Annotated in this window: 13 protein-coding genes; 7 read left to right on the top strand and 6 right to left on the bottom strand. The window is 66.8% G+C overall.

Annotated features, from left to right (window positions below):
• The first annotated feature begins 16 nt into the window (after positions 1-16).
• From BLQ10_RS04605 to BLQ10_RS04595, 3 genes are all read left to right on the top strand, one after another.
• A complete protein-coding gene (locus BLQ10_RS04605) occupies positions 17-1300 on the top strand; it encodes a magnesium transporter MgtE N-terminal domain-containing protein (protein WP_091558985.1) in 1284 nt (427 codons plus the stop codon).
• Between the two features lie 67 nt (positions 1301-1367).
• The gene (locus BLQ10_RS04600; RefSeq protein WP_254785418.1) at positions 1368-2081 is read left to right on the top strand and encodes a DUF1003 domain-containing protein; all 714 of its coding nucleotides are present in this window, start codon (positions 1368-1370) and stop codon (positions 2079-2081) included.
• Between the two features lie 11 nt (positions 2082-2092).
• Positions 2093-3235, top strand: a complete 1143-nt coding sequence (locus BLQ10_RS04595; protein ID WP_091558976.1) for an Mrp/NBP35 family ATP-binding protein — start codon at positions 2093-2095, stop codon at positions 3233-3235.
• Positions 3236-3299: 64 nt separating this feature from the next.
• Here the strand turns inward: BLQ10_RS04595 and BLQ10_RS04590 are convergent, their stop codons facing one another.
• Complete coding sequence (locus tag BLQ10_RS04590; protein ID WP_091558973.1) at positions 3300-3695, bottom strand: twin-arginine translocase TatA/TatE family subunit; 396 nt, start codon at positions 3693-3695, stop codon at positions 3300-3302.
• Positions 3696-4736: 1041 nt separating this feature from the next.
• Here BLQ10_RS04590 and BLQ10_RS23020 point away from each other — a divergent pair.
• A complete protein-coding gene (locus tag BLQ10_RS23020) occupies positions 4737-4847 on the top strand; it encodes a pentapeptide repeat-containing protein (RefSeq protein ID WP_368086498.1) in 111 nt (36 codons plus the stop codon).
• Positions 4848-5191: 344 nt separating this feature from the next.
• Here the strand turns inward: BLQ10_RS23020 and sigE are convergent, their stop codons facing one another.
• On the bottom strand, positions 5192-5845 hold the full coding sequence (gene sigE / locus BLQ10_RS04580; RefSeq protein WP_091558966.1) for an RNA polymerase sigma factor SigE: 654 nt from the start codon (positions 5843-5845) through the stop codon (positions 5192-5194).
• Between the two features lie 272 nt (positions 5846-6117).
• On the opposite strand from sigE, the gene BLQ10_RS04575 reads away from it, so the two are divergent.
• Positions 6118-6750 (top strand): O-methyltransferase, encoded by a 633-nt coding sequence (locus BLQ10_RS04575; RefSeq protein ID WP_091558960.1) that lies wholly within the window; start codon positions 6118-6120, stop codon positions 6748-6750.
• Positions 6751-6904: 154 nt separating this feature from the next.
• Here the strand turns inward: BLQ10_RS04575 and BLQ10_RS04570 are convergent, their stop codons facing one another.
• The 4 genes from BLQ10_RS04570 to BLQ10_RS04555 all read right to left on the bottom strand — a co-directional run bounded on the left by BLQ10_RS04570 (position 6905) and on the right by BLQ10_RS04555 (position 10002).
• Positions 6905-7072 (bottom strand): DUF3117 domain-containing protein, encoded by a 168-nt coding sequence (locus BLQ10_RS04570; RefSeq protein WP_079550332.1) that lies wholly within the window; start codon positions 7070-7072, stop codon positions 6905-6907.
• Positions 7073-7344: 272 nt separating this feature from the next.
• Positions 7345-8616: a glycosyltransferase family 39 protein gene (locus tag BLQ10_RS04565; RefSeq protein ID WP_091559654.1), complete on the bottom strand. Its 1272-nt coding sequence runs from the start codon at positions 8614-8616 to the stop codon at positions 7345-7347.
• Between the two features lie 101 nt (positions 8617-8717).
• Complete coding sequence (locus BLQ10_RS04560; protein WP_091558957.1) at positions 8718-9074, bottom strand: DivIVA domain-containing protein; 357 nt, start codon at positions 9072-9074, stop codon at positions 8718-8720.
• Positions 9075-9102: 28 nt separating this feature from the next.
• Positions 9103-10002, bottom strand: coding sequence for an LOG family protein (locus BLQ10_RS04555; protein WP_091558955.1), 900 nt, complete (start codon positions 10000-10002; stop codon positions 9103-9105).
• A gap of 197 nt (positions 10003-10199) precedes the next feature.
• On the opposite strand from BLQ10_RS04555, the gene BLQ10_RS04550 reads away from it, so the two are divergent.
• Complete coding sequence (locus BLQ10_RS04550) at positions 10200-10955, top strand: amino acid ABC transporter ATP-binding protein (protein ID WP_091558952.1); 756 nt, start codon at positions 10200-10202, stop codon at positions 10953-10955.
• Between the two features lie 58 nt (positions 10956-11013).
• Complete coding sequence (locus tag BLQ10_RS04545; protein ID WP_091558949.1) at positions 11014-11898, top strand: glutamate ABC transporter substrate-binding protein; 885 nt, start codon at positions 11014-11016, stop codon at positions 11896-11898.
• Positions 11899-11931: the final 33 nt, after the last annotated feature.

The raw sequence follows: 11931 nt of genomic DNA, 5'->3' as shown, positions 1-11931 counted from the left end.
TCGGTAGCCTGTAAGAGTGAGCACGAATCTTTCGCGAGTGTTTGTCGCGCGCCTCCTCGGACTGGACGTCTTCGACCCATTGGGCGACCGTCTGGGCCGGCTGCGCGACGTCGTGGTGCTCTCCCGCGGGACCAGGGGCGCCCCGCACGTGGTGGGCATCGTCGTCGAGGTCCCCGGCAAGAAACGGGTGTTCGTCCCGATGACCCGGATTACGTCCATCGACCAGACCCAAATCATCTGCACCGGACTGGTGAATCTGCGCCGCTTCGAACAGCGCGGGGCGGAAACCCTCGTGGTGGCGGAAATGTTCGACCGCCGGGTGACCCTCGCGGACGGCAGCGGCGATGCGACCATCGAGGACATCGCCATGGACCGGCACCGCTCCGGCGACTGGTTCGTCAGCAAGCTCTTCGTCCGCCGAGGCCACTCCCTCTCGCCGCTGAGCCGGCTGCGCCGCAACGAAACCATGATCATCAACTGGGCCGATGCCCGGCAGGGCGCCAAGACCGAGCCGCAGGCCGCCACCCAGTTTGTGGCCACGCACGAGGACCTCAAGCCGGCCGACTTCGCCGAAGCCCTTCAGGAAATGAGCGACAAACGCCGCTTCGAAGTTGCCAGCGAACTCCAGGACGAGCGGCTCGCGGACGTTCTGCAGGAGATGCCGGAAGGCGACCAGGTGGAGATCCTCTCCGCCCTGGACGTCAACCGCGCCGCCGACGTCCTCGAGGAAATGGACCCCGACGACGCCGCCGACCTCCTTGCCGAGCTCCCGACCGCGCAGGCCGAGGAACTCCTGCAGCTGATGGAACCCGAAGGCGCCGAGGACGTCCGCCGCCTGCTCGAATACGACGAGGACACCGCCGGCGGGCTCATGACGCCGGTTCCGGTGATCCTGCCCCCGGAAGCAACAGTCGCCGAGGCACTCGCGCACGTCCGCCGGGAAGAACTCTCCCCGGCTCTGGCGTCCTCGATCTTCGTCGCCCGCCCACCGCTGGAGACCCCGACGGGACGATTCCTCGGCGTCGTCCATATCCAGCAGCTCCTGCGCTTTCCGCCGCCGGAACCGCTGGGCAACCTGGTGGACAAGAACTTGGAACCGGTCTCCGACCAGGCCCACATCAGCGAGGTCGCCCGCACGCTGGCAACGTACAACCTCAACTCCCTCCCTGTTGTCAACGAGGACGGACGGCTTGTGGGGGCGGTGACTGTTGACGACGTGCTTGATCATCTGTTGCCGGACGACTGGCGCGCCCACGAGGACGACGCCCCGATAAGGAAGCTTGGAGGCCGCATTGGCTGATCCCACAGCACCACGGACCTCCAATGTCCGCCCTGGCAGCAGGGCCTCCGGCGGCCTCGACACGCCTCTGAGCGGCCGGCAGCGCATCCTGCCCAATTTCCGTCCCGACCCGGACGCCTTCGGCCATGCCACGGAAGGGTTTGCCCGTTTTATGGGCACGCCCCAGTTCCTGCTCTACATGACAGTCTTCTGCGTCTTCTGGCTGGGCTGGAATACGTGGGCTCCGGTGGAATGGCAGTTCGATTCGCGGGCACTGGGCTTCACGCTGCTGACCCTCATGCTGTCCCTGCAGGCCTCGTACGCCGCCCCACTGCTGCTGCTCGCGCAGAACCGCCAGGACGACCGGGACAAGGTCTCGCTTCAGCAGGACCGCCAGCGGGCCGAACGCAATCTCTCCGACACCGAATACCTGACCCGGGAACTCGCGTCCCTGCGCATCGCGCTGCGCGAGGTCGCCACCCGCGACTACGTCCGTGCCGAGCTGCGCAGCCTGCTGGAGGACATGTTGGAGGCCCAGGAGGAGCTGCGCACGCACGATCCTTCCGCCGGCGTCCACGAGACCCCGCGGGAGAAGGCCAAGGAAAAGATGAAGGAGCGGCGCGACAAGCAGCGGAGCCCCCGGACCCAGCAGATCCCGCGGGTCAAGGCCGGCGGCAAGCGGGAAGACCCTGCGAAGGACGGCCAGCGGGAGAACCCTGCGGAGAAACCGCCGGCGAACCACTCTGGGGCCGCTGACGACCCCACCCGCCTACCCGCACACCGCACCATCCCCGAAAGCTGAGCATCGCCCGCATGAGCACCCCGCTGGATCGCACTTCCCTGGAACAGGCAGTGCACGGCGCACTTGCCACCGTGATCGACCCTGAACTCCGCCGCCCCATCACCGAACTCGGCATGGTGGAGTCCGTGGAGATCGCCGACGGCGGCCGAGTGCGGATCGTGGTGCTTCTGACCATCGCGGGCTGCCCGTTGCGCGGCACCATCACGGCCGACACCGAGGCGGCCCTGTCCGCCGTCCCAGGGGTCACCGGCGTCGAGGTGGACTTGAAAGTCATGACGCAGCAGCAGCGCGACGCCCTCAAGGAGCAATTGCGCGGCGCCGGCGGCCAGCGCGGCATCCCGTTCAACGCACCGGGCTCGCTGACCAAGGTGTACGCCGTCGCGAGCGGCAAGGGCGGCGTGGGCAAGTCCTCGGTGACAGTCAACCTGGCATGTGCCCTGGCTGCCCAGGGCCTCCGTGTGGGGATCGTGGACGCGGATGTGTACGGCTTCTCCGTTCCGGCGCTCATGGGCATCACGCAGGCCCCCACACGGGTGGACGACATGATCCTGCCGCCGGTGGCCTACGGGGTCAAGGTCATCTCCATCGGCATGTTCGTCACCGGAAACCAGCCCGTGGCGTGGCGCGGCCCGATGCTGCACCGCGCGCTCGAGCAATTCCTCACGGACGTCTACTTCGGCGACCTCGACGCCCTTTTCCTGGACCTGCCCCCGGGCACCGGGGACATCGCGATCTCCGTCGCCCAACTGCTGCCCAAGGCGCAGATCCTCGTCGTGACCACCCCGCAGGCGGCCGCCGCCGATGTTGCCGAGCGCGCCGGTGCGATCGCCACCCAGACGGGCCAGACCGTGGCCGGTGTCGTGGAAAACATGTCCTACCTTGAAATGCCCGACGGCGGCAGGATGGAACTGTTCGGCAGCGGCGGCGGCCCCGTGCTCGCCGAGCGCCTCTCGGCCACCCTGGGTGAGCACGTGCCCTTGCTGGGCCAGATTCCCCTCGAAGTCCTGCTGCGTGAGGGAGGGGATTCCGGGGTGCCGCTGGTGCTGGGCCGTCCCGAGACGCCGGCGGCCGTGGCCCTGGCGGGAATCGCCGACAAGCTGGCCTCGGTTCCCCGCGGGCTCAAGGGCATGCCGCTGGGCCTGCAGCCGCGCTGACGGTGCCCCACTGGTGGCAGCTGCCGCCCGTGGCCCGGTACCGGGCCAGGCGCCCCTGGAAGTCCTAGGTCGCCTCTGAGTCGAACGGTGCCGGTTCACCCTCGGAGAGGCGCTCGATAACCCGCGCCGGGCGGTGCCCCGCGACCGCAGTTGCGGCCGCGGCCGTAGACACAGCTACGGGCGCCCCGGTGCCCACCGGTTTGGTGTCATCCTCGAGGAGCGCTTCCTTGATGATCCGGCGGGGATCGTACTGGCGGGGATCGTACTTCTTCCAGTCGACCTCATCGATATCGATGCCGACTTCTTCTTTGATCTGTTCCCGCGCACCGGATGCCATCCGGCGCACTTCCTTGACAATATTGGCAAGTTTCTGGGTGTATTCGGGCAACCTGCTGGGACCAATCACCAGAAGGCCGATGATCAGCAGAAGTAAAAACTCCGGTCCATTGATTCCAAACACTTTAGGAAGATTACCCTCTCGTTCAGGCTCGCGACGACTTCGCGAAGGCCGACTGCCGACCATGTCCGGCCCGTCCCTGCCTCACGGGGCCAGGAGCTCCAGGATTCGGCTCAGTCCACGCTCGATCCGCTCCGGAATTCCGTTGCGGGCGGCCTGCACCGGAGTGCCGCTGCTGACCCGGGTGAGGGCGGCAACGCTGTCGTCGGCCTGCTCGGCGGGCAGGTCCGAAATATACGTGTACGTGGCCGCGGAGGTCTGGTAGATGGCACGGTAGGGCGGGGCGGCGTTGACCCAGAGCGTGCCCTGTCCGGTTTCGGGGGCGGCCGACGGTATGCCGGCTTTGGCCGGGGTGAACCCGTCCGCCACGGCGGCGTGGCCGGTCAGCACGTTAATAGGTGAAGCTTCGGTCCGGGCGGGTGTGGGGGCCATACCGGGGCCCCGGGTCGCAGCGTGCTGCTCGAGGACCGTGGCGAAGTGCCGGCCGTCCGTGAGGCGAAGTTCCAGGACCTCGTCCCCGGCGATGACGCCGGCGCGGGCCCACATGAGATGGAATCCGAGGGCGTGCAGCTCCGGACATGTCCATCCCTGCGAGCGGAACGCGGCAAGCTGCCCGGTGCTCAGCGTCCCAGCAGGGGTGAAGTCGGGCTCACCGCTCAGGCCGAACGCGACACGGGGCTCGGTTCCTTCTGCCCCGGGGACGCCGGGGCTGCCCGGTCCGTTGGCGTCGAACAGCTCCCCCGCACCGAGCGGTTCATCACTGCTGGCGGGCAGCCCGGCGGTGCCCGGCTGCGTGAGGGCGGAGGCCGCCGCGCCATCGGCGGGGACCGCGTCGTCGCCTCCGATGACGTACGCGGTTCCGGTCATGAAGGCCAGGGCGGCGACGGCCCCTCCGACTGCCAGCACTGGCAGGCGGGAGCCGCGGCGGCGGCCGCCCTGTGGGGGCCCGGCAGCGCTACCGGCTGCCGTCCGGATGGTCCCTGCCCGATCAGGCACGGAGTGTCCTGCGGGGAACTGCCCTGACGGCCACCAAAGAGTGCGGCCCTGCTCCGTCGCCGCCGTGTCCGCCGGGGCTGCCCGTTCCGGGGCTGCCCGTTCCGAGGCTGTCCGTTCCGAGGCTGTCCGTTCCGAGGCTGTCCGTTCCAGGGCTGTTAGTTGCGGGTCCGCCGGGGCCGGGGCTGCCCGTTCCGGGGCTGTTAGTTGCGGGTCCGCCGAGTCCGTCTGTTCCGCCGCCGCCCGTTCCGCGGCCAACTGCCCGGTCCGGGCCAAGAGCCGTGCGGTCAGGTCCTTGCTGGCCTCGGGCACGGCGGCGCCGCGGAGCTTCTCGAGGTACTGGCGCTCGCGCTGTTGCCGGGCACGGCATTCGGCACACGATTCCACATGATCATGGCGGCCGGCTGCCCACTTGCGGGTGGCACCGATCCTGGGCCGGCCAGTCCTGCCCCAGGACCCGCAGCCAGAGCCTCCCAGTAAACGTCTCAGTAGACCCATGGACCGGATCAGAGGAGGCCGGCGATGCGCGGCATCTTGAGCCTCGGCTTGAGGGACTGCTTGGCCGGCTGCGCCGGGCGCGGGTCGCGGTGCGCGAGCTTTTCACGCAGCATGGTCCGGCCGCGGTGAATCCGGGACCGGACGGTCCCGAGTTTGATGTCCAGCGCGGCGGCGACTTCGTCGTAGGACAGCCCCTCAAGGTCGCACAGCACGACGGCGGCGCGGAAGTCCGGCGGAAGTTCCTCGAGCGCCGCCTGAACATCGACGTCGAGGTTGTTGAATTCGAAGCTTTGCTCCGGCCCGGGCTCCCGGCCCGGCAGCCGCGACTCGGCGTCGTCGGCCAGGGCGTCAAAACGGATCCTGCTCTTGCGCCGCGCCTGATCCAGGAACAGGTTGGTGGTGATCCGGTGCAGCCAGCCGTCCAGAGTGCCCGGCTTGAAGTTCTCCAGCGAACGGAAGACCCGGACGAACACCTCCTGGGTGAGGTCCTCGGCGTCGTACTTATTTCCGGTCAGCCGGTACGCAAGGCGGTAGACCTTGGCGGAGTGGTTCGTCACCACTTCCTCCCAAGTCGGCCGGACCCATTCGGCTTCCGCCGCGGTCCGTGACTGGCCGGTTGAATCAGTTGCCTCAGTTGCCGGGACAGGTGCCAGAACCGACATCGTCCGCTCCCCTCATGGATGGTACCTACGCCTGAATTGTGCCTGCTCGCGCAGGTTCCTGCACCCTTCATTCGACGCCGATCACCACGCGGATGAGCGGATACCCATCATTTCAAAAAAAGCTGGGAATTACCTGATCCAGCGCAGTCTTCCGCCGAAGGCGGAACCGCTCCCCTCCTCCGGGGCCACGGGGCTGGCGCCTCCGCGTCCCGTCCCGTCGGACACAGTACGCTGTAGGGAATACTCCCCTGCCGCCCAGAAAGCGATATCCCATGAGCGCCGATAAGTCCACGAGCTGGTCCTATGCAGAAGATCTGCCTGCCGAGGATGAGGTCCTGTTGCACGCGCGCGAACGGTCCTTCGAGCTTGGCGTGACCCCGATCGGTCCCGGCGTGGGCGCCGTGCTGACGGTGCTGGCGGCAGCGTCCAAGGCACAGACCGCGGTGGAGATCGGCACCGGCGCAGGAGTGTCCGGCGTGTGCATCCTGCGCGGCCTGGGCCCGCAGGCTGTCCTGACCACCATCGACGTCGACGTCGAACACCTCAAGGCTGCGCGCGAAGCGTTCCACGAAGCAGGCAGCCCCGCCAACCGCACCCGCACCATTTCGGGCCGGGCCGGCGATGTCCTGCCCCGGCTTACGGACGGGGCCTACGACCTCGTGTTCATCGACGCCGACAAACCGAGCTACCCCAGCTACGTGGAACAGGCCGTGCGGCTGCTCAAGTCCGGCGGCCTGCTGATCGTCAACGATGCCCTCGACAAGGACCGGGTCTCGAATCCGGCCGCCCGGGAAACGACCACCGTGGTGCTGCGCCAGATCGGCAAGTCCATCCGCGACGACGACCGCCTCGCCTCCGCGATGCTGCCCACCGGCGACGGCCTGCTGATCGCCGTCAAAAAATAACAGCCACAGAAATAACAGCCAAAAGAATTAGCAGCCAAGAGTCGCCGCCACGAGTTGGCCGCCACGAAGCAGAGGTCAAAGCGCAGACAGAAAAGGGCGGGGTCCGCGGCCTGATGGCCGGGACCCCGCCCTTTGCGAAGCTCTTGGCGTGACGCTATTCAGTGACGCCGACGAGACATTCCTTGAGGTTTGTCGCCTCAGCGGCATTGAGTTCGACTACGAGTCGCCCCCCGCCTTCGAGCGGAACACGCATGATCAGGCTTCGTCCCTCTTTCGTCACTTCCATTGGGCCGTCGCCGGTGCGTGGTTTCATTGCCGCCATAAGGAATATCCCCTCCATTAGTCCCTGACATACCAGCCCGGCCGGGCTGCGTCCGCTTGGCCAAGCAAGCCGCCCGGCAGCGCTCCAGGAGGCCGCCGTGACAGGCAAACTCACAAATAAACCGCTTACGAATACTCAGTCTGCTTTTATTCAGCGTGCTTCTTGTCCTTGCTTATCCTCTATTATCGCGTAACAATGCGCGCGTAGCTAATCATTGGACTTTCCAGCGCGTCCCGCCATGCCGGGCCGGCGCCGCGAAATCGTGCTGTGCGTCACGGCGGGTAGTCCCCTCCGCCCGGCAGCTGCGCCCATGCCCACAGCCACACAACCCAGACGATCTGCAGCAGCACGAACATGACCACCATGGCTCCGCGGTAGGCGCGGGAACGCGAGAGAACGGCGGCGCTGAGGGCGAGCGGGAACAGCGGCAGCAGCATCCTGAACGTGCTGGTCTGGGGGTGCAGGAAGACCAGCAGGTACCCCGTGTAGCAGCAGCACCAGAGCCTCAGTTCAGTGCCCAGGGCGGCGACGGGCCGGGACATCATCAACAGGGTGAACGCAGCAACGAACACGAAGGGCGCCAGCACGCCGAGCGTCGGCCCGAACAGCATGATGCCGGTGTCAAACCACGGCTTGAACGGCACCAGGTCATCGCCGCGCCACGCGGTTTCGGTCTTGGTGTAGGCGCCCAGATCGCCGGTCGCGGCCCAGGCGATGGCCGGCCACAGCAGCGCACCGATGCCGCTGACGGCGGTGAGGCCGCCGAGGGACCAGAGCTCCGCGTTGCTGGGGACGGCACCGCCGTCCCGGCGCTTCGCGGTGAGGCGCTGCGCTGTGAAGCGCTGCGCTGTGAAGCGCTTCGGAGTGAGGCTGTTCGTAGTGAGGCCCTGTGCAGTGACGCGCGGTGTCGCGACACGCTGCCAGAAACGGTAGAGAAACAGCAGCCCCAGCATCACGGCAAACGGAACCCCGGTGGGGCGGGACAGGCACATCAGGACCACAACCGGCATGGCCCACAGGTACCGGCGCTCCATGACGAGCAACAGTGCGGCGCCGAGCAGCAGCAGGTTGAGGGATTCGGCGTAAGGCACCTGCAGGACCGGCGCCACCGGGAAGGTCGCCAGGAACACGATCCCCCAGAGCGCCGTGCGGTGCGTGGCCCGGTGCCGGAAAATCCTGTACGCCACGAGGGCCGCACCTATCCCGGAGACCAGCGCGATGGCCGTCAGCGACCACGCCGGGCCCGTGCCCGTGAGCCCGGAAACCACTCGGCCCAGCACGGGGAAGAGGGGGTAGAAGGCCCACGTGTTCTCCTGGACGGTGCCGGCAGCGTCGGTCGGCAGAAGCGCCGGATACCCCGTCTGGAGCGCTTCGGCGTACCAGCGGGCGTCCCAGATATTGATGAAATTCCAGTAGTCGGGCTTGGCGGGAAACCACGGATTCACGCCCTGGTGCAGGGCGGCAGCCATGAAGATACAGGCGCTGAGCAGCCGGGCGGCGATGTACAAGCCGGCCACCTGCACCCACCACGGCCACCGCACCATCCGGGCGCCCGCGCCTGCGATGCGGCTCCACAGCGCCGCGTTCAATCCCTGCGGTTTTTGGGCCTCAGGCTCCGTGACAGTCTCCGGGTCCTCCACGTGGCTCACTGACGCTCTTCGGCCGGCGGACGGAGGCGTTCCAGTTCCTCCCCGAGTGCCTCGATCTTTTGGTCCTTGGCGATGATCTGGTCCCGCAGATCATCAAGGACCTGATCCACCTGGTCCATCCGGTAGCCGCGGAGTCCGATCGCGAAGCGAAGACGGTCGATGTCCGCCGCGGCCGCGCGCTCGGGCAGCAGGACCGGCGGCAGGGAGGCGACCGGCTCGTCGAAGCCGTCGTCAAAGGAAGCGCCTGCACGGCCGTCCCGGTGTCGGCGGAAGATTTTCGGCGCCAGGCCGGTGCCCAGGAGGACGGCGACGCCGATCAGCACAATCGCCAGGAAGACCAAGAAGAGACTCACTAGACCATCGTGCCAGACGCCGGCGGGTTCAGCCCCGCGTTCCTTCTCCGGTTCCCTTGGTGTTCGCGTTGCCGCCTCCGTTGGCGGAGCCGCCGTTCGGGTTCCGGTGGCGGGCGGCGCCCTCCACGACCAGCTCGACGGCCAGCGCGGGGTCATCCACCACCTGCACGAGGTCCAGGTCTTCCGCCGAAACCATGCCCTCCGCGACGAGGGTGTCCCGAACCCACTCGAGCATGGGGCTCCAGAAGGAAGTTCCCACCAGCACGATCGGGAAGGAGGTGACCTTGCGGGTTTGGACCAGGACCATGGCTTCGAAGAGCTCATCCAGGGTGCCGAGGCCGCCGGGGAGCACGATGAAGCCCTGGGCGTACTTGACGAACATGGTTTTGCGGGCGAAGAAGTACCGGAAGTTGATGCCCAGGTCCACCCACTGGTTCATTCCCTGTTCGAAGGGCAGTTCGATCCCGAGCCCCACGGAGACGCCGTTGCCCTGCACGGCGCCCTTGTTCGCGGCCTCCATCGACCCCGGGCCGCCGCCCGTGATCACGGCCAGTCCGGCTTCGGCCAGCTGGCGCCCGACCTCGACGCCGAGCTCGTAGTTCGGGCTCCCCGGCACGGTGCGGGCGGAGCCGAAGACGCTGACCGCCGGGCCGAGATCTGCCAGGGCACCGAATCCTTCCACGAACTCGCTCTGGATCCGCAGGACGCGCCAGGGGTCCGTGTGGACGAACTGGCCCGGTCCCTTAGTGTCCAGCAATGTCTGATCGGACATAGTGACCTTCGCGGCCTTGCGGCGCAGCTCAAGCGGGCCCTTGTGGCGGATCCCGTTGGGCGCCGGGGTGCTGCGGGCCTCGCGGGCCGGCTTTCCGGCGGGCTTCTGTTCGGCGTTTTGCTTGGGGCCGTGCTGCGGATCGGTACTCATGCCCAATAGGCTAGCGCGGAACTCGCCCGTCGCCGCGTCGGCACGTCCCCGCGGAACGGCAGCAGGCGGCGGCCGGCGACCGGGGCGGCAGGCCCGCGGCGGCCCCGCAAGGGACGCTGACGTGCAGGTATCTCTTGAATCACGATCTGCACTAAACACAGTGATTGCGGTCATATCGCGTCAATCTTCGCTAGATTCTTTCTATGACTACTCAAGTGCCCGGCGATGCTCTCGTCTCCCTGAAGGCCGTGAACAAGCATTACGGCCAGCTGCACGTCCTGAAGGACATCAACCTGACCGTCCGCAAGGGTGAGGTTGTTGTTGTCATCGGCCCCTCGGGTTCCGGCAAGTCGACGCTCTGCCGCGCCATCAACCGTCTCGAGACCATCGACGACGGCGACATCAAGATCGATGGCAAGGAACTGCCCGAGGAGGGCAAGGAACTGGCGAAGCTGCGCGCCGACGTCGGCATGGTCTTCCAGTCCTTCAACCTGTTCGCCCACAAGACCATCCTGGAAAACGTGACCCTCGGCCCCATCAAGGTCAAGGGCGTCGCCAAGGGCGAGGCCGACAAGGACGCCATGGCACTGCTGGAGCGCGTCGGCGTCGGGCACCAGGCCCCCAAACTTCCGGCCCAGCTCTCCGGAGGCCAGCAGCAGCGTGTTGCAATCGCCCGCGCCCTGGCCATGAAGCCAAAGGTGATGCTCTTCGATGAGCCCACCTCCGCCCTCGATCCGGAAATGATCAACGAGGTCCTGGACGTCATGGTCCAGCTCGCCAAGGAGGGCATGACCATGATCGTGGTCACCCACGAGATGGGCTTCGCCCGCAAGGCGGCCGACCGCGTCGTGTTCATGGCCGACGGCCAGATCGTCGAGGACGCGACCCCCGAGGAATTCTTCACCAACCCCAAGAGCAGCCGGGCCAAGGACTTCCTGTCCAAGCTGCTGACACACTGACCGACTACGATTTCGCACCCCGGCCGCCGGATGGCGGCCGTCCAATGAAAGGAATGTCATGAAGGCATTTTTGACCCGGAGGAAATCCCTTCTGGTTGCCGCATCCGCAGCACTCGCGCTCAGCCTGAGCGCCTGTGGCGGCGGATCCTCCACTACCACCAACCCGCCCGTAGCCGAGAAGCCGAGCTTTGCCGCCGATTCCACCATGGCCAAGCTTTCAAACGCGGGAAAGATCACCATCGGCACCAAGTTCGATCAGCCTCTCTTCGGCCAGAAGGGCCTCGACGGCAAGCCGGTCGGCTTCGACGTCGAAATCGGCAAGCTGATTGCTGCCAAGCTGGGCATCCCCGCCGACAAGATCGAGTGGGTTGAAACGGTCTCCGCCAACCGCGAGGAGTTCCTCAAGCAGGGCAAGGTGGACATGATTGTGGCCACCTACACCATCAACGACAAGCGCAAGACCCAAGTTGACTTCGCCGGCCCGTACTACGAGGCCGGGCAGGCCCTCATGGTGAACAAGGACAACAACTCCATCACCAAGCCCGAGGACCTCAAGGGCAAAAACGTCTGCTCCGTGACCGGATCCACCCCGGCCCAGACGATCGTGGAAAAGTACGGAGCAGTCCTGGTTCCGGCCGCGACCTACTCCGCCTGCCTAGAGCCGCTGCGGAACCACCAGGTTGAAGCGGTCACCACTGACAACGTCATCCTGGCCGGTTTCGTGTCCAAGGAGCCGGATGCGTTCAAGCTGGCCTCGGACCAGACCTTCACCAAGGAGCCCTACGGCATTGGCCTGAAGAAGGACGACAAGACCTTCCGCACGTGGGTCAATGACCAGCTGGAGGCCTTCGACAAGGACGGGTCCTACAAGAAGGCTTGGGAAGACACCGCCGGCACCGTCATCAAGACCACGCCCTCGCTTCCCGCGATCGACCGCTACTAGCCGGTTGTGGCGGCTGCCGGGCGGCGAATTTTC

This window comes from Arthrobacter sp. ok362 (assembly GCF_900102785.1).
Taxonomy (GTDB): domain Bacteria; phylum Actinomycetota; class Actinomycetes; order Actinomycetales; family Micrococcaceae; genus Arthrobacter.
This window is presented reverse-complemented; position numbering and strand designations above follow the sequence as displayed.

Bases quoted from the DNA above. Each gene is read 5' to 3' on its own strand.
- BLQ10_RS04595 (WP_091558976.1), top strand. From the start codon at position 2,093: ATGAGCACCCCGCTGGATCGCACTTCCCTGGAACAGGCAGTGCACGGC.
- sigE (WP_091558966.1), bottom strand. From the start codon at position 5,845: ATGTCGGTTCTGGCACCTGTCCCGGCAACTGAGGCAACTGATTCAACC.
- BLQ10_RS04575 (WP_091558960.1), top strand. From the start codon at position 6,118: ATGAGCGCCGATAAGTCCACGAGCTGGTCCTATGCAGAAGATCTGCCT.
- BLQ10_RS04570 (WP_079550332.1), bottom strand. From the start codon at position 7,072: ATGGCGGCAATGAAACCACGCACCGGCGACGGCCCAATGGAAGTGACG.
- BLQ10_RS04565 (WP_091559654.1), bottom strand. From the start codon at position 8,616: ATGGTGCGGTGGCCGTGGTGGGTGCAGGTGGCCGGCTTGTACATCGCC.
- BLQ10_RS04550 (WP_091558952.1), top strand. From the start codon at position 10,200: ATGACTACTCAAGTGCCCGGCGATGCTCTCGTCTCCCTGAAGGCCGTG.
- BLQ10_RS04545 (WP_091558949.1), top strand. From the start codon at position 11,014: ATGAAGGCATTTTTGACCCGGAGGAAATCCCTTCTGGTTGCCGCATCC.